At 67.5% G+C, this 20430-nt stretch carries 1 protein-coding gene (running past both ends of the window); it reads left to right on the top strand.

The whole window is internal to a helix-turn-helix domain-containing protein gene (locus tag AB0L57_RS09970) on the top strand: the coding sequence, 129024 nt in all, runs 18272 nt past the left edge and 90322 nt past the right edge, and what appears here is coding positions 18273-38702 — codons 6091 (partial) to 12901 (partial); the first codon wholly inside the window starts at position 2. The start codon and the stop codon both lie outside this window.

The raw sequence follows: 20430 nt of genomic DNA on the forward strand, positions 1-20430 counted from the left end.
CGCAGAGATGATGTCGAACCGGCTGGACATGATCATCCGCGACAGCTGGCTGGACCCGAGGAACGTGCTGAAGCCGGCCTCCGCGGCACGTACGGAATGGAACACTCAGTTCGCCGCGGCCTGCGCGCGGCTGGCCGAGGTGCTGGGGGTGTCGCCTTCGGTGCTGGCCGATGACGTACTGGTTGCGCAGGAGCTGGCGGACCTGCGCGACCGGACCGGCAAATCAGTGGATCTCGCCAAAGCCGAGAAGGAATTCCGCTGGCGCTACGAGATCACAGTCATGCTGCGGCAGATCGACCGGATTCAGACGCGCGCCGGGCAGATCACGCGCCTGCAGCGGCGGTTGCGGGCCGCCGCCGCCCGGGTTCGCATCGGTGCTGCCACCGACGACTATCGCCGGCTGGTTTCCCAGCTGACCCGGCTCGAGGAACTCGCCGGAGACCGGAAACGGCTCGATGCGGATCTGGTGGGGTCGCACCCACGCCGCAGCCGTGCCGAACAGACCGCGGTGGAGACCGATCTCCGCGACGCCTACGACCGCACGGCCATGTTGTTGAACGGTCTGCTGGACGGCGATACCCCGCCGACCCATATGCGCCGTGCACAGTTGGTGGAACTGTCCGAGCCCCCGGCCGAGGCCGCGATCGGGGAACCGTCCGCCGCCCACGATCAGGCCGTCGAACGCGCCAGGAGGGCAAGCGAATTCCTCGAGATCCGCGATGCGATCGAACGGAATCTGGACCTCGACGAATACGCCACCACTGCTCGGACACTCGACGAACTACTCGACAGCGGCCTGGCAGAGGCAGTGCGCGATCCCGACGGGACACCGGTCACGCGCCGCGGTGCGCTCGGCCCGGAACTCGTTCGCATCAGGCGCGCGGACGCCTCGGCCCGGGTGCGGTATCGGCAGGACACGCCGGCGGCGAACGCGGACTCGGCTGCGGTCAGCAGCGCGCGGTACCAGGCCGCGGGTGAGCGGATCGCGCGTCTGCAGGCGCTGTCCGCGGCCATACGTCAGGTCGGAGTCGACAACGACCGCGCGCGAGTGCAATTCGCTGATCGGCTGCGCACCGCGCGCGCCGATCGGTCGACCGAACTGGCCCGAATCCTTGGTACCGAACAGGCCCCAGCGAGTGCGACCTGGGCCGGTGAGTTGCGAGCGCACGGGGAGCTGTTCGCCGTGTCCACCCGGGATTCGGAGCACCTGCGGCTGTCGGGAATTCTGCTCGGACTCGCCGATGCCGCCGAGGCGTGTGCGACTGCCGCGCGGCGGACCGCCACCCTCGAAAGCCACACCGAACTGCTCGAGCGAACCGCTCAGATGCTGCGGCATGCCGAGGAACTCGCCGCACGGGCGCAGACCGGCGACCACGAGGCCGCGGCCGCTCGGCGCGACGAAATGTCGATGCAGGCAGAGGAATTCGATACCGAGCTGACCGAGGCATTGGACCGTGCCATCGGCGACATCGAATTCCTTGTGACCGATTCTCCCGAACCTGCCGGCGGTGCCGCCACCGGCCCGACCGACGGCATGCGCCCGTCGCCGGCGCACGCGCGCTCGATCGAGGATGCACGCCGGGCACGACGTCAGCAGCCCGACCCCGGGCGCGGCAGGCACCGCCGTACGTCCGGTCGCCACGCCAAGCCGCTCGACGGCCCGGTCAACGACGGCCTCACGACGCCGCGGCGCCCCACCAAAACGCAGGCACGGCACCTGCTCAGCGGAGTTCCGCAGGTGTGCGTCGCGGAGAGCATGTCGTTCGGCGCGAATGTGCTCGGGCTGCCGGTACGAGCACTGTCCAAACAGGACGCCACGACCCAGCTGCGGGGTACCAGCCCGAAAGACGCGGCGCTGGCGGCGAATGCCAAGTGGTATCCGGGCGGGTTCTCCTCGCTCGACGAGATGTACGCGATCGCGGTACAGGGCGGCGCGGTCTTCGGCGCGGTCGATTTCGGTGACATCGGTGCGCACATGTTCGTCGTGTACCAGGGCAGCGACGGTGACGTCTGGGTGCACGAGGTGGTCGCCGTACGCGATGGCGATGTGGACGTCAACCAGGTCCACGATGTGCGGTTCGACGAATGGGACAGGCCCGAAGGTCCGCTGTACGGCATCGTGTTCGACGAGGACAAGCAACCGCTGCACCCGCTGGCGCCGGGTGAGACACCGCCGGACAACCCGGGGGTGGACCACCCGGCACGCAACCTGGGCAGGCGCTTCGACTTCGAGGACCCCGAAGACGGCCCGGACCCACCGCGCCTCCCGGGGCAGCCCGACGCGGCGGGCATCAGCGCCGACCTGGGAATGACGTTGGCGCGAATGCGGTGGCAGTTCAGCGCACGGCAAAAGTCGCTACTGGCGCAGCTGCCCAATCTAGTCGTCGGCGACGAGCACGTCCGAGACGAACTTCTCGCCCCCGACTCCGCGTTGCGCGCGGACTTGCACGCGACTCTGGATCAGATACGCGAGCTGCTGAACAGCGAGATCGCGCGCATTCCGGAGATCGCGGTCAGTGCGGACTTCTCTGCCCCCGAGGATATTTCCGACACCCCAGCGGTGGAGCAGGTGCTGGCGAACCTGCGGGATTGGAGCGACCAACCGGCGGAGGTCGCCGAGGTCGGGGAAGCGTTCCGGCAGTGGTATGACACCGTGTTCCTCGTCGATGAGGCGCGCAGATTCGGTGACTGGGTACGGTACATCGAAGCGCTGGATACGGAATTTCACCACGTCTACGCGCAGGGCACGGGGCGTGCGGAGGGTGCGCCGACGCTGGAATTCCTGGGCGCGCTGACAGGTCAGATCGAAGCCCTGGCAAGGGAGTTCGAGGCTGCCGACGCGTCGCGGTCGGCGGCGGAGCGTCCGGGTCTCGAGCAGATCGATCTGGACCGATACCAGGTGGTCAGCGCGGATCTGGACTTCGTTCCCGCGCGGCGCAAGCGCGATGAGTTCACCCGCTCCCTGGCTGTTGTCACGAGGGAGTTGGCAGAGCTCACCGGCCGTGATGTGGCTGACTTCGGCGACGCGCAAGAGCTCGAACGCATTGCGGCGCAGGCCAATCGCCGGGACAACGATGCTTCCGGCTCCGATCGTCTGCGGGCGAACGAGATAGCGCGAGCAGCCCGGCGCTGTGCGGAGCTACTGGAGCTGACCACCGCCTTCGCCGAGGCGACCGAGCGCATGGCGCGTGTGCACGAGGCGACCGTGGCGCTCGACAACGCATTTTCGGCGACGGGGATCGAACCGCTGGATTCTGGACGTGCGCTCGGCGTCCAGCTGACCTGGTTCGTCGGGGACGCGATCGCGGAGAGGGCGTCCCTGTCCGGCTGGATCGCGCGGTCGGCCCAGCGATTGGCGACCGCCTCGGGCGGTCGCTTCCAGGTCGACCCGGACACGATGACTCGCGAGACACCGGCGCACTTGAAGAGCTGGTGCGATGAGATCCGCGGCGAGGTCGCCGGCTTGCTGGGAGTACGTCCGGTCGAGGTGACCCCCGCGCGGATGCGGCAGATGGCCGACTCGCAGGAGCCGGAAGCGGCGGCGCCGCTCGCCTCGATCTACAAGATGATCGAGGAGTTGATCGGCCCCTCGCGCGGGTTCGTTCAGTTCGATGCCCGATTCCGCGGGGTCACCGCATTGGATCAGGCCCGGCGGCATGCGCGAGCTCAGCGCGAGGCAGCGGATGACCGGTACACCGCCGCACGCGGCGCCTACTGCGAGAGTTATCCGGATGCCGAGCGGGAGCCCCCCGAGAATCCGGGGAATCGAGATCAACTCGATGTTTTGTATGCGCTTGCACAGCAACAGGATCGGCCCTCCTCGGGGGTGTCCGCGCGCTCGGATGCGGAGGCCGCTCAGCAGCGGCGTGCGCTGTCGGAGTTGGTTGCGGCGGGCGAGCAGCTACGAGACTGGACACTGCGCGCCGAACGGTTGGAGGCGCGGGCGCGCAAGCTCGACGGTCTGGCCGGCAGGTACGGCGTCGTCGTCGCCGAGATCGACCGGACGGCGGGCCAGCTGGGGATCACCCGGGGGCGAGCGCAGGACCGTCGATATCAGGTACGTCAAATCGATGCCGCGATCCGCGAGCAGATCGAGCAGATCGAGCAGATCGCCCCGGAGAGCCTCGCGGGGCAGGACGCCGAAAGCAGGTCCGGCGGCGGGCAGTCCGACACCGACGCGAACTCCGCAGAGCGCGCACGGTTGAGGTCCCTGATCGACAAGGCCGAAGAAATCAGCGGACTGTCCGACGAACTCGAGCACCTCGAATCCCAGTTGGACACCGCGCTCGCCGAGATGCAGCATCCGCGGGACGCGTTCGCGGCAGTCGCCGACGGCTTCGGCAGCGGCGTGGTGGCCTACGAGCACCCACTGACCGGTGTGTCGATCGCCCCGCCTGGATCGTGGTCGCCACACGAACTGAACCAGTGCGCGCAGGAGACGCTGCGCGGTTACGCCGCGTATTACGAGCTGCCGGCCCAGGAGTTGTTGTCGGCGTTGGGGAAGCCGACCATCGAGGGAACGTTCGTCAGCGCCGTCGAGAGAGTCCTGCCGCAATCCGAACCCAGGCAGTCCCCCCTGGAATCGCAGCGCGTGGCCGATCTGGGCCAGGTGGAGAAAATGTTGTCCCGGTGGGCCGCCCGGCCCGAAATGCGGCGTACGGGTCGCGGCCGCAAACTCGGCGCGATCGTGTTCGTGCCGAACCTGGACGGCAGCGACGACGACGGTGCCCTCGGCCACGCCTTTTTCCTCACGCGGACGTTGGACGAGGGAGACAACGAGCACATCGAGCGCCACGACCTCGGCAAGGGGGTGTACGAGCCGGATCTGATGGTGACCCCGGAGGAGGTGGGCAAACCGGTATACGTGCTGTTCCTGGACGACCAGGGCCGCGCGTGCCGGGTGCCCGACGGTGCCGAGCCGGTGTCGCTGCGCGAAGAGGACTTCGCGGTCGGTATCAGCCTCCCCGACCTGCCGCCCACGGATGGACCGGGGGCCCTCTGGAGCGACGAGCCGGTCCCCCGGGAGCTGACGCCCAGCAGGTTGTGGTCCTTGGAGGGAATGACCGCCGACATGGTGTTCGCGGGCACCGGTATGGACGGCCTCTCGGTTCGGGTCGATGGTGTCGTGTTGTCGCCGAGTGGGGTGTCGGTGGCCCTGACACTGGACCTCGACGATGGTGGGTCGGCGCGAATCGAGTGGCAGATGTCGATCGAGGACAAGCGCGCCACCGGGCGGTATCGGCGGGTCGATCTGGGGCCGGATGCCGCGCGCGTCGCACCGGCGGTGGGACGTCTGCACGACCGGCTCACCAACTGGATGGGCACATCGGGTGTGGTGTGGGCCGAGGACAGCGCTGAGGCTCCGACGCACAACCTGACCGAACACGATCGCTGGCCCGACGGCGGATCCGGGGCTTCGCTGTGGACTGCCGCGAACTACTCGTCGGACAACGACAGCAGCACAATGGTGTTGGACCAGCTTGCCGAACAGATGGTCGGTTGGTCGCCGTGGGATGCGAATCGCGCGATCGACGAAATCAACAGCATCGTCACCGCGATGACCCATACCGACGGCGGAGAGGTTCTCGTCCGCGTGCAATCGGTCGACGGCCTGCTGCGAGTGACCTTGTCGGACGGTGGCGACGTCCTTCTGGTCCCGCCGAAGCCGTCCACTTCTCTCGGACCGTGGTATCGGTCCGGCATGCAAAGGACGGAATCGGGCCGCGAGGTCTGGTTCGAACTTTCCTCCGATTCCCCCGAACTCGTGCCGCTGGTTCGGGATGCCCTGCGCGAGACGAACAAGCGCACCCTGGAGGAACTGCTGGCGCCGATCCTGCGGGGGGACCTCGACGCTGAGCCTGCCCGCACCGTCGGCCGAGCTGTCGCGGGACTGTGGCAGGCCGCTGAGGCTGCCGGGCTGACGACCGCACTGCTGGAGCGGCACCCGCGGTTGCGGGAGGTGATCGGTGCGCTGCCCGCCGACGTACTGGACCCGCTGGTGCTGCAGGAGCTGCAAGCGATATTGACACCGCTGCGAAACCTCCCCGAGGACACTCGCGGCGAGTACCCGAACACGATGGTGCGCCAATTGGCAACGGTCGAAGAGGACTTCGTGCCGGCGGTGCTCGAGGCCATGCGCCAAGGCGCTCCCGGCAGGCCGGTTCAGCTTCTGTCGGGCGAGCTCCTGCGGGAAAAAGACCGGAACAGCCACTTCGCGATGACCGGCGGCCGCTACCAACTCCGGTTCCGGGTCGGGGAAATCGCGGATGCCGAATCGGCCGACGACGGCGCCGCGGACGCCGACACGCTGATCTGGTTCCAGGCCGGCGCGGTCTCCGATCAGGAGGGGATCGAGCGAGCCACCGCGGAGGCCGCCGAAATCCTGCACAGCTACCAACGGTCCGAGTCGGGCACCGTGTCGATGATGGTGACGGTCGACTACGACTTCACCACCCTCGAAGGCACAACCACTTACTGGGACGAAGTGCTGACCATTCGTGCGGGCCGGGACGAGAACCGACTGGTGCAACACGTCGCTATGACGAACGCGGCCTACGAGGCTCGACACGGCCGGCGCCGACCGAAGGTGGTGCTGGTAGGCCGAGGCGAGGGCAGCGACGTCGTCAAACAGGCGGCCCCGGCTCTGGCCGGCGAGTTCCAGTCGAAAGACACCGATGATCGGTGGGATCCGCGGCGCGTTCTGGATCAGATCGCCTTCGATCCCACGATCGACGACGAATCATCGGCGGTGGCACGCCGGTTGGCTCAGGAATTGCGCGCATTGGGACCCGAACCCACTGCATGGCAACTCATGTCGATACTGCAGGCGGGTAACCACAGTCAGAAGGTGCTGGATCTGGTCGCCACTGTCGACCCCGATCTGGTCGCGAACCTGCCGGGCGCGCCGATTTCGGCCCGTCAGCTCGCCGCGATGTACCAACATGCCGAGCGGCTGAGGCAAGCGAAGGAGGAGGCGCGGCGGGAACGAGACTCCGGCGGTTCGACCCGGGAAGCGCGGCAGCGGCTGCAACAACTGATGTCCGAACATCAGTTGTTGCAGCGGTTCCTGCGCTCGGTCGACCGGCTGCCGGGATCGCCTCAGGCGTCGGTGGCGGACCTGGACGGCTCGACATTCGCCATCGGTAACGCCGAGGACGCCACACGGTGTGTGATCTATGTCAGCCTCGGTACCGAGATCCCGTTGGACAGTGCGCTACAGGTGGCGATCCTCGGACATCACCGGGAGATGGCCGATGGCGACGGGCTGGTGACGATACTGACCGCGGGCGCCGACCTGCAGGAATTGCTCGACACGGTCACCCCGATCTTCGAGGCCCAGGCATTGGCTTCCCGCGGGCCGGGGGAGGTATTCCCGGCTGCCTCGGTGGATTCGCTCGTCCGCTCCGGGCCGGCACCGGCCTTCAGCACGCGCCTGATCGGCAGGGCGGTGTTGACCGCTCGATCGCGGGCCGTCGCGATCTGCGAAGTGCACTCGGCGGCCGAACAAGTGGGAATGACATGGGCCGAGCTGGCGGGACCGGGACCGGGGCGCGATGATCTGGTGTCGCGGATGGCCACCGCGCGAGCGGAATTCGCCGAGATCCTCGCCCGTCGCCGTCTCGGAGACGATGTCCCGCCGGGGCTGCTCGCCGAAGAACAGCGTGCCGCAGCCGCATTGCTGGCCGATCCGCTGCTGGCCGCACACGAACTGGGCGACCCGGCTTGGTTGTTTGCCGATCCGGCGCATGCAGACGCGCATGAAAGGTTCATGCGCTATCACCGGGTATCACTCCTGGTCGCGGATATCGACCGCTCCGACACCCGGCTGGAGCGGCTCGTCGATCTGGACCGAGCACTGACGCGCATGAGGAAGGAAACGACCCTCACCCAAGACACCGACGACGAACTGAATCGATTCTCCGGTCAGGCTCGGGAATTGGGGCAGCTCGCCGCGGCACTGACAGTGGATGAGCATCGGCCATCTGCCCTGGAAGGGGCCGAGGGCGGGTCCGAGGACGGGTCCGAGACCGTCGCACATCTGCTGCGCGAACTGTTCGACAGCCGGTTGGCCGACCTCACCCGGCGACTCGGAAAACGACGCGACGCACCGCTGCGGAAAGTTCTGGGATCCGGTTTGCGCGCGATGCGGCGTGCCGCGAATCTGCGGGCGCAAGAACAGGATCAGCTCAACGCCGTGGCCCCGGAAGGGGCGGCCGGTGACTCGATGCCCGACGACCTCGCCGCATTGCGTGACCGGCAGGCGCGGCTCGCGGAGCAGATCGCCGGCTGGCTGGAGGTCGCTCCGGAAACGCTGACCCCGCAAGCCGTCATGTCCATGCCGATCATGCGGGTGTTGGCGCAGCTGGAGAATTCTGGGCACACCAGGGCCGATCTCGAGGTGTTCGTCGAATTCTGGCAGGCCAGCGACGCCGTCGTCCAAGTGGAGAAATTCCGTGTCGACGCGCAGCTGGCTCAGCGGATCGAGCGGCTGCGCACGATGCTGTCCGACGCCGAAACGCGTCTGCAGGAAGCCAAGCGGCGGTTCTTCCACGAGTTGGCACAGCTCGTGGAGCACTCTCCCGCCGATGCCGAATACATTCATTGGGGCCCGGACACGCGGCAGCAGTTGGCCGACCGCCTTGCCGTCGACACCGAGACCGCGCGCGGGCAGTCCTGGCGCCGCGGCCAACTGAGCGCGATGATCGCCTGCCACCAGGCTCACACTCGGTTGCAGCAGCAGCTCGACCTGCTGGTGGACGAGAGCGGACGGCTGGACGACATGGCCGCCGACCGCGCCGCGGCATACGCCGACGCGGACAACGACACCGTCGCCGACATCGATCGACAGCTCGCCGCCGAGTTCGATCGGATCCTGTCGACTCCGCTCGAAGAGCAGGTCGCGCTGCTGGCCCAGCCGTCGCCGATGCCCACCGATGGCATACGCGAGGCGCCGGCCACGCCCGCGGCCGCCGATCCGGCAGCCGACGACATGCCGGCTGACCCGTTCGACGGTGACGTGGATTGGCCCGGGTTCCCGAGCGATGCGCAACTGCACCTGGCCGGTGCTCCGAAAATCTGTGCCGCGGACGCGATGTGGTTCGTCAAGGATGTCCTCGGCGTCGAAGACATCGACCCGCCGTCGATGTTCGACTCGATGATCCACGCCGGCGGCATGCTGCCGTCGACGATCGCGAGACGTGCGCGCGCGAAGTGGCACGAGGGCGGTTTCGAGAATCTCGAGGCCATGCGTGAGCGTGCGGCGCGTGGCGAGATCGTCATGGGCACAGTCACTCACGATGACGTCGGTGCGCACATGTTCGTGCTGTATCGCCATGCGGACGGCACGGTGTGGGTGCACGAGCGCAAGGGACACCAGGTCATCGACGTGGCGTTTGCGAACTGGGCGGACAAACCCGCCGGACGGTTCCACGGCATCGTCTTCCATGTCGATCCGGACGATCCCAAGGGTGCCCTGAAGCGGCTGGATCCGCTGGGCGAGAACGAGTCTCCCGGTGTGGCCTGGCGGGATATGCCCGGTGTGGAGGTCGCCCCGGACCGGTTCGCCGAGGTACCGGTGGCCGGGGATCCGGACGAGGATGAGGAGGCCGCTCGCCAGCGTCGTGCGGTGGTCGAGGCCGTGGCCGAAGCAGCGGGCCTGGCGAGGGTGCAAGACCTCGCCCCGGACGGCTCCGCGGTGGCGGTCGCCACCACCCGGGACCGGGCAGTCGGCGCGGTTCGATTCTGGGATCAGGCTCCCGACGAGTCCGATGGCATCGATGTCCGCGATGCCTTCGAGAAGGAATTCCCGGAGACCTTCCTCGCGGCCGAAGTGGTTCCGAGTCCTGTGCAGAGCCGGAGCCTGCGTGCCGCGATACAGCGTGAATACGAGGATTTGGCGCCGGGAGCACTCGAGCAAAAGCTGGATCCCGCCGAATCGGCTCGGTTCGAGCAGTTGGCGAAGATCGTCAAAGCGGTGGAAATCGCCGAAGACCGTGGCGAGGCGATGGGCCTGCCGGTGCACGTGCTGTCCTACACCGGCGGGGCATTGATTCTCGAATTCGGCGACCGTAAAGCCTCGGCGCAACACCAGGTCTGGTATCTGGCGCCGAATGCGCCCGGACATCATCAGCTGATCACGCGCGTGGCAGAAGGCGCCGATATCGCCAGGGCGGAGAATCTGCCGGATCGAGCCACATCCACGATCGTGGTCATGCCGTACGGCGCGAACGGAAATTCGGAGAAAACCGTTCACGCGGTCGCCGAGAACATTGTGCACCGGATCGTCTCGACCCAGGCGATCCATGAACTCCGGAAACAGCTGCCGCCGACGGTCGAGGTCATCACCCGCGGTGACGGTGAAAAGCTGTGGGAGGTCATGCGGGGCAGGGTGTCGCACGCCGGAACCGACCTCGACGACATCGAGGCCAGAGCGAAGCAGTGGGCGCAGACGCTGCCCGGCAACCCGGCCCCGACATTCCGCATGAGCGGGACCGAGCACGCCATCGCCGCCACCCTCGGCGACCCGAGTACCGCCGATCAGGTGGTCGTGCTGGTACAGGCGAAGTTGGATGCCCATGAAGTCGGCACCCGGGAGTCGCTGCGTATCGGTCTACGGAACGCGATCGGCGCATATGCCGAACAACACCGGGCGCACCCCGGCGGCACCGTGGCGGTCGTGGTGGCGCAGGCCGCCGACTCGGGCACGCTGGCGGTCCAACTCGCGGGCCTTGCCTCCGGACGGAAAGACGCTGGCTCGGCGCAGATCCGGTTGCACGCCGGACGACGCGATCGTGCCCTCGTGCAAGACGCGCTCGCGGACGTGCGGCTGGCCGCACACCATGCCGCCTTCACCCGGCCGGTGTCGCTCGCCGCCCAGCGGCACCCGTCCCGGCTCAGTGGATTGGGGGCCGTGGCGAAGGGCTTGATCAACGGTGTTCTGGCACCGCGTCCCGCTGCGGTCACGGTACGACCCGGCGGCATCTCGAACCAGCTCCTCCAGGTCGACCAGTGGCTGCGACCCATCCGGGCCGTACTGCCCGTGCAGGCCGACCTCATCGAAACCGCGATACACCGTGCCGAGGCGTACTTCGAACTGGGCCTCAGGACCGAAGGCCAGTATCGGGCGTTGACGGACAAACTGAAGGTTTTGGGCCGCACCGCGAAGTCGATCGAGACAAGTCGCAAAAATGCGCACGACGACGATCACCTCGATGCCATGATCGAGCGGACGGCCTGGTTCAACGCCCAGGCGGCCGAATTCCTGGCACTGGCACGCCGATCCGAAATGCTTGCCGACGATGCTGCCGCCACGCCCACCACCGGCAGCCCGGCGATGCCTGTGTTGGCGCGGATGCTCGAGCAGCAGCGCCCTGCCCTGCCCGCGGACGAGACCATCGACGTCGACAACCTGGCCGCGCAGGAGGATCGTCTCGGGGAACTCAACGACCGTCGTCGTGAGAACGTCGCACAGCTGGCGCCTGCGTCGGGTGTGCCGGAAGCGCGACTCACCCCGGCCCGCGTCGCGCAGCTGTATGCGCGGTACGTCGCCCAGCACGAGAGTTCCGAGCGCACGGACCGGGCGAGGAACTGCAGTGTCATCGATGTCGAGATCGCGCAGCGGGAGCGGATTCTCGCGGCCGCTCGGCGGACGTGGAATGTGTACGACCTGCATGCGGCCCTGAGCCGGGCGCAAGCACAGCGGGATGTGGCCGACGAGCACCTGGGCCGGCTTCGGGACCGGTATCAGCAGACCATCATCGGTGCCGACTTCCAGCTGCGGCCGGGCCCGCCACAGCTCGCCGACCTGACGCGAATGTACTCGGCTGCCAAGGCATACCGGCCCAGGAGCGGCGAACCGGGCGGCCGGATCAGGCATGAACTTCAGCAGATGATCCGGTACGCCGAGCAACGGGACGCCGCCGAGACACAGCTGGGCCGGTTGCGCGGGCACCTCGAGCGACTGGGGGCGCTGGCCGGGGAGTGGCTGCGCGTGCGGGCGGAGCTCCGCCGAGCAGACGTATCGCCGGCCGCCGATATCGCCACCGCTCAGCTGGCGCGGATCGACGCGGCGCTGACCGACGGTCTCGGCGACCGGTCGATCGCCCTGCTCTCGGTGCCTCAGGCGCAACCGGGGGACGACTTCGCTTACGAGCGCCCGAATTCCGCGGCCGAGGAGCATCTACGCGGCCCCGGTGCCACCGGCACCGAGCTGGGCACATGTTTCCTGAAGTCCACCGACCACGCCTACCGGTTGGCGGGCATACCGGCACCGGCACGGCGCGCCGACCCGTCCGGTCTGCCGGGAACCGACGCCACGCAGGCGCCACAGGTCTTCGGATCCGATTGGGAAGAGGGCGGTTTCGCCTCGTTCCAGGCGCTGTACGACCGGGTGGATTCCACCGGAGACATCGTCGTCGCGGTGGTCGGCTTTCATGGTTTCGACAAACGGAACGAGATCGGTTCGCACGCGGCCACCGTGTATCGCGACGGCGACACCGTGAAGGTGATCGACAGCGACATCGAGTACACGTTCGAGGAATGGCGGGCGCGCCAGCACGGCGTGGACAGCCTGGCCGGGTTCGCATTGACGCGGAAGGACGCCGGCATCTGGACCGCGGCCGTCGCGCTCGGCCCGGGCGGTACGTCGCGAGCGATCGCGGGCCTGGACTTCAAGAACGTCCGCATCGGTGCCCGGCGGCAGGAGCTGCCGGGATATGTCGACCCACTTCCGGCGCTGCCCGTTCTCGACACCCGCCACACCGACGCCGACAGAACTGCGGCACAGGAAGGGTGGCAGCGCCTGCAACGGCAGGTGAACCGCGCGGTCGCCGCTGCCGCGGGCCGATTCGAGGCACTCGATGCCGCGGAACAGATGAACGCCCGCCGGCAATTCCGTCTGGCTCAGGTCGAAAAGTTGTGGAACGCACACGATTTCGATGGTGCGGCGACCCTGCACACGATGGCCGACGACCTGGTCGGCGAAGAGCTTCCGGATGCGTTGCGCGATGCCGTGAACCGAATGCGGCTGGCGCGGGAGCGGGCTCGGCTGCACGCCATGGATCACCCCACCGCCGACGACGTGTCGTGGCTCGTCGAACTCGACGCCTGGGCCGATCGGCTGATCGTCGCCGAACGCTGGGCTTCACACCTGCCCGGATATCCGCCGGTGCGATTGCTGGCATTCCCGCTGCTCGGCGAGTCGGGCAACCCGATCCTCACCGTCGGCGATGTGACCGAGGCGCGGAACATTTTCGTGCAGGTCGCCGCAGACCTGATGCCCTCGCAGCCGGTGACCGACGAAAATGGCATCTCGATCGCCGATCCGGATCTGGTCGCGATCATGAACGAGATGACACCGGTCCACCCCGGTGATTCGTCTGCGGCGGTGTTGACTTGTCCGCGCGATGCCGTCGCGCTGCACGAGCAGCTCGCCGGTCTGATCGGCGCTCGAGACGAGACGACACCACTGCCGGAGAGGGTCGATCTCTCAGCGGTGGGCACTGCGGCCAGGACCATCGCGAACGAAGTGTTCCGGATGTCCGGCCGCGGCGGGCCGGTGCCCTGGACCTCCCTCTGGGTCATCGAGGCCGACCCCGTGGACACCGTCCGCGTGCCGCCGCCTTATCCGCACACCGCCCTGCGAATGGGCGATGACGACCACTGGGTTCGCGAAGATCCGGCAGCGGTGGTGTCGACCGCCATGGAATGGGCCGGGCTGAGCACCATGAGGGCCCTGCTGGTGTCGCCGGACGCCGACCTCGACACGGTGCGCGCGCGGGCCGCGGCCAATGAGCGGATCTGGCGCACCTGGCCACCGTATGTGCACCGGATTCTGCTGGCGAACCATGCGGAGATCCTCGCCGAAGCCCCCGGTCTGTCTCTTGCTGTGCGTGATGCCGCCGGGCTGCGGGTTCTGATCAGGGAGAGCGATCCCGAGCGCACCGACGGCGAAAAGCCCTGGAGCAGCGATGACCTGAATCTCCTGGATACGTTTTGGCTGAATGACCACCGGTTGCGGGTGCTGGCTCACCGGATGGACGGCGACATCCCGGAACTGAGTGTGGCGCTCGGCAATCCGGACACCGCGAAGGCGGTGCACTGGGTGGTCTTCGACGAGGCCGAGTTGTCCACCGCGGTGTCCGCGGCGATCGAGGTCTTCGACGCTCGCCCCGATCCTGACACCGCGGTGATCGCCGTGTTGCGTGCGCACGGGCACGACCGGGTCACTTCCCCCGAAGATCGGGCGGCCTCGGCCGCACGGCAGCTCGAACGCCTGATCACCGAGCGCAACGCCATGCGCCGCGCACAGGACCGGTACGGCCGCCGACCCCGGAATCATCTTGTCGGCACGTCCGGCGCCGTCGCTCGGGTGCGGATGAACGGCGGGGCGGCAGCCCAGATCGATTCGGCGCCGACTCGCGCGCAGCTGGAGATCCGGGGCTCGCTCGAAGCCGCACGCCGTGACCGTGCCACAGCCGCCGAACGCCTTGCCGAATCGGCGCGACTCGTCGACGAGAATCTGGATTCGGCCGAACTCGAGCCCGGCCGGGTGTTCCAGACGATTCGCCGGCTGTCGAGGCGTGCCGTCGATCTGGACCACCTCGCGGCACCGGTCGACCTGTTCGACAATGCCGCACGTCTGATGCTGGCGGACGCCCAGGTGCGTCGATACGAGACGTACCTGGCCGCCGCCGCGCCGAAGCCGCTGCGCGTACTCGAGGCGCAGTCGAATCTGTATGCCGCGCAGGTTGCGCGCTTGATGTCGGGCCTGCGGTTCATCGGCCGCATCGAAGCCCTGACGGTCGAGATGGCCGAGGTCATGGACCCGGCCGATCGCGCGCATCTGACCGAGCTGTTGGGTTCGCCGATGACGATGGACGACCTGTCCGTCGATCGACTGCGTGCTGTGCTGACCACCCTGCAGCGGCATGCGACTTCGGACGATCACCTGGCCCGGATCGCCGAATTCGTCGCGGAGGTGCCGGATTTCATCATCGCGGATGCGGAAATCGCGCATCTGCAGTGGTGGGTGGGCAACAAGGGACTCGACTCTCCGGCCGAACGGTTGAAGCAGGAGACCGAGGCGCGACGCGAGGCCCAGCAGGGGCTTTCGCTCCTCGGGATGGACGTCGGTGCGGTGGACAGGGATCCGGCCGCGCTCCAGAAGGCCCGTCGACAGCGGGCCGAGCTACTGCGGCTGGTCGCCGAGCGGTCCGGCAGGCCGACGACGCGGGACCTGAACAATTTGTTTCTGGGAGAGCTCCTGCGGCGCACCGTGATCCGCGGTGATCCGGACAATCTGGCCGTCGCGATCCACGCGTATTGGGACCAGCAGCTGCGCACCCGGGCGATCGAGAAGTATTCCCGGGCGAATCGCGCGTACCTGCACGTGCTCGCCGACATGCGGCGACTCGAAGAACTGGCACGCACGATCGGCTCCGATATCGATGACCAGGCGCGCGCGGCCGCCATCGAGGAGATGGACGGATTGGCGGCGGAGAGCTTCCGCCTGTTGCTGCCGATCGACCCGGCGACCGATGTCCCGGAACCACCGGTGCACGAGGGCATACCGAACTGTGCCCCGTTCGCCGTGGACCACTTCTTGAAGTTCCGCGTCCGTCGCGGCGGGCTCGACGCAATGCCGACGACTGCGATGCGTGTCCGGAAGCCGGCCGGAGCGTCACAGGAGGATGTCGCCGAGCACGCGGACGCCGACTGGCAGCGCTTCCCGTCACTCGATGCGCTCATCGGGCATGTCGCCAGACACGGCGGCGCGATAGCCGGGGCATACACGTACCGGTACGGCCGGCGGGTCGGTGCGCACATGTTCGAGGTGGAGATCGATGACGCCGGCCGTCTCGTACTGCACGAATGGGTCGACGGTACCGAAGAGATTCGCCGCGACGGCGAGGTGCGGGAGTGGCTGAAACGGCTGAAGCGGTCCGAGAAGCTGAAGATCGTGCAGGTTCACGGCATCGTCGCCGATGCGAAAGGCAATGCCGCTGTCCCGTTCGTGAAGCAGGAGCGGTTGGCGATGGACGACGAGGTCCCGGAGGCCATACTGGCGGGTCTGCCCAATGATCGTGGCCCGCCGGGCGATTCCGGCGAGCGGGACAGACGCAACCGGCGGGACCTCGAGGCCGAGCCCGACAGCAGCCTTGGCCCGGAGCGCAGCGATGATGTCGAAGCGATCGGCACGGCCCTGAAGGATGCCGACAGAGCATCCGCTCTGGCCGGCATCGGCCGAGCACCGGCCGCCGACGGCGCCGGTCCGCGCGTCCGGTTGCTGGACTACGACCGCGGCGTACGAATCGGTGCCCGTGGTCGGATCGTGCTCGAGTACGGCGATGCGGCCAGCGCCGACACCGTGATCGGATATGTGGCCGAAACGGCTACCGATCAGGCTCTGCTGTCGAAGCAAGCCCAAGCACCGGCCGCGTATGCCGCCATCGAGCAGCAACAGCGGGGCGGTTCGGTCGCGGTCATCGCCGTCCTGCGCTACGACGACGACCTGTTCGTCGATGGCCGGGCCCACCACGCGGTCGATCTGGTCACCCTCGACGCGGACGCGCTGCGCGAGGAACTGTCGCACGTGCGTGACATACGGCGGTCGTACAGCCTGCCCCGGATGGTGATCGTCGGATCGGGCGATGGTGTCGCGGCCGCCCGGCTGGCGCATGCCCGTATGGGTGACCTGGATGAGCTGGTGGAGGAACAGCCCCAGGCGCTGCGCCTGGCCTTCGATCTGCGCAACCATCGGCCAGATCCGGTGTCGCCGAACGAGAGCGCCGATGTGCCGGGTGCGGAAGTGCCGGGCCTCCTCGATGCCGAGATGACCGCTGAGCTGGCCGGCGTCCTGGAGCCTGGCCGGGTCGATGCCTGGATGCGCTGGCTGGCAATCGTTTCGGCCGAGCACCGGGCCGCGGCGGCCACAACGCAGACGGCGCGCCTGGACGCTTTGCTGGAATGCCTGAACAGAGCCGACCGGCTGGTCGGTGTCCTGCGGGACGACTCGACTTCTCCCGCATCGGAGATGAACGCTCGTCCGATAGCGCTACCGGTGAGCGAGGGCGAGAAGGCCCGGTCGTTCGTGTCGATGGGAGCGGCCGCCCCGGAACAGATCACGGTCTTCGTCACTGCGATCGAGCCCACGCCGGAGGATCTGCGCGCGGGGCTGAGCCGCGCTTACGACGAACTCGAGGAGCAGTATCAGCGTGAAACCGCGCCGCACTCGGTCGCGGTCTGGCAGGGCACCGATGCGCAGCGGCTGGCCCAGGATCTGGCGAAGCTGGCCGATGCCCACCCGCGTGGGGTGCGGATCCGGCTCGTTCCCGGCACGGTCGGTGACAGGGATCTGCTCTATGCCGCGATGGTCATCGAGCCGTTCGTCTCGCGTGAGAATCAATTCACGGTCGACACGGTTTTCCGAACCACCGAACATGATTCCTTCGCCGTGCCCGATGTGCCGGATGCCGAGATCGAGCTGAGTCTCGACGAACTGGTACCACGGGCAGCCGAGGACGATGACCCGGGCGAACCGGTCAAGCCGCGCGTACCTGCGCCCGAGGCACCGGCCTCCGGCCGGGTCCCGTCGCTGCCCGACCTGCCACAGGACCCGGATACCGACGTTCGAGCGGACAAGTTGTGGCTCACACTGTTCGGCACCAGTTCGGGGATCGACGTCGATGCCTTCGAGGCCAAGTGGTCGACGCTGAGCAGCGATCAGCGCTGGCTGCTGGTGGAGGGGGTTCCCGAAAAGCTCGCCGAGCGACGCGGGGTTCCGGACCGCTGGCGCGACCGCGCGAACCGGATGTTGCTGTCTCAGCAGCTCGCACACCTGTGGAGCCAGCGAGCGGTGAACCTCATCGACGCGGGCTTCGATGAGGATATCGAACTCGAGCTGCTGGAAGATCGGTGGCGGGCATTGCAGGCCGCCGATCTCCGGGCCAGGAACATGCCTGGTCATCCGCCGGTGCACGTGCTGTCGCTGGGCGTTGACATCCCCGATCTCGCCTTCCGGGGAGACGGGCAGCCCAAACGGATGATCGTCTCGTTCGGCGATGTCGACACCGCCGGTCGGGTCAACGTGACCGTGGCAGGCCACCTGGGGGCGATGTCGATTGCGGCGGCGATGGATGCCGCCGCGAGGGTGTTCGACCCGAGTGGCACACACGCTTCGGTGATGTATCTCGCCACTGACGAGCGGGCGGACAAGGCAGCGCTGCAGCTGATCGCCGACCTGGAAAACCTCATGGAGGTGCAACACCTGCACCGGACCGGCGAGCTCGGCCGCAGCATGGCGGTGCTGGAGGTGGATGCATTACCCGAAGGTGAGGACGTCGTAGATGCCGCAAGGTTCTATGCGACTTTGGTGCCCGGCCACAGCCGGATCGAGGGACTTACCAGCGGCGTGGAACCTGGCGACGCGGTGGCGGCGTACGGGGCACCCGACACCTTCGACATGGCGCTGCTGGAGCAGGAACTCGAGGGCGTTTCGGCGAACTGCACCACCCATGTCTCGGACTCCCAGAGCAAACGGTGGCCGCGCCTGCGCCTGCCGCTTGCGCTGGACGCGGGCCCCGACGGCCGATCGGCCGACGAGTTCACCGCACTGCTGCAGGCCGGTTGGCACCCCGAGTCCTTCGGCCCCGAGGTGATCGACGGGCGCAATGCACACGACCGTATTGCCGCGGCCCTGCGCGACATGGGCCCCGGTGCCACCGCTGTGGTGGTCGATGAGATGGCCCACTTCGATCCGCGCAACCCGAACAAGGTCGGTGCGCACGCCCGCGAAATGTATGTCACCGCCCATGGTGTGGTGCGAATTCGTGATTGGAGGCAGGCTACGGCGGGCCGCCACCACATCCAGCGCCCCGCCGTCACCCGGATCGACGAGCTCCATGTCGATTCGCAAGGCGTCCCTGCAGAAGGCGTCAGGGAAACCTTCGTAATCTTCCGCGATGCCGATGGCACTTCGACCGTGGCCTACGACCCGACCGCCACCGGTGTCCCCAAGCCCCAGACCCGAATCGGAGGGAAGTCGAACGAAGGCTCGAAGAACCCTGCCGGGGAAGGCGCCGTCCACCGTGATACCGCGGCCGGTCCACGACCGGGGAGTTCGGATGCCGGCGTTGGATCGGAGGAGATTCCGCCCAAGCCGGGGCCTGGGGAACCGTACGGATGGATGTCCGACGAGGCATGGCGGCGGCATGTTCTCGAACAGGGAGCCGGGGATGGTACGGCTGGCATCGCCGCTACTCGGTCGCAGTCGGATTCTGCTGCCGAGTCGGTCGGCGATCCGCGGCTGGCGGAGTTGGTGCGGCAGCAACGAGAGGTGAACTGGGACGGGCTGTTACAGGGAAACCAGATCGTATTCCTGGCAGACAACCACGGCAACAGGCCTATCGGGGAATACCTGATATCGCAAGCCGTTGCCCTACGCGAAGCGGGAGTGGAACTCTGGGGATTCGAGGCCCCGCATCATCCGGCGTTCGACGCGTTGAACAACGGTGATTTCGCGGACCTCACCGGGGTGGATTGCGGCCCGGCCGCGCATGCCCGAGATGTGTTGCTGGCCATGGTTTCCGCCGGAATCAAGATCGTCGCCGTGGACATCGATCAGTCGACGTCTCCGTCGAGGGAAGCGCGTGAGGCGCATCTGGCCGACAGGGTGGCTGAGGCAATGCGGGCGAATCCCGATGCGCGGATGGCCATTCAGGTCGGTGCTTTCCACGCTGCATCGACCCCGATGACCGAGGGTGTCGTTCCGCTCGGGGAGCGAATCAGACGTCTCGGCTATCAGACAACAACGATTGGTTTCGATGGCGGTTACCAGACCGTGAGCCTGCTCGCCCGGGCTGCTCGTGCGGAGGGAGTGGAAGGCAACGTTTTCCTGGTCGATCTCCGTGAATATCACCGCGCCGGAGGCAGGTACTGCGATCACCATGTGGATGCGGTCATGCACCTCTATCAGATTCCGGGTACGGAAGGTCTCGCAATTTTCCCGCTGCCGACCGTGAACATCGGCATGTACGCAGCCCAGCCGGGATCGAGTCCGGATGATGCCATTCGACCGGCGGAGATTCCGTCCGAGCCGGGGCCCGAGGAATCGTCGGGGTACGACTCGGTACCGTCAACTGCTGCTGGTCAATTGGCTGCTGATATGCCCGAGCAGCGCGACTCGACGCAGGTCTCGGCGGGTCCTGATTCCGGCGGCGCCGCATCGTCGTCGGAGTTGCTCGGCGATACGGATCCTCGGAATCACGGGCCCGGGTGGCGGTATGTGATGGTGCCGTTGAGTACACGGGGCACCATGCTGCAGGGGTTGGTCGAGCCTGATTCCCGTATTGCCCGGTCGACGCCGGGAGATGTGTTCGTCCGGGATCCAGATCGGGTCGGCGTTCGTCGTGGATGGGATCCCGAAGAAAACCG

This window comes from Nocardia sp. NPDC052254 (assembly GCF_040679495.1).
GTDB lineage: Bacteria > Actinomycetota > Actinomycetes > Mycobacteriales > Mycobacteriaceae > Nocardia.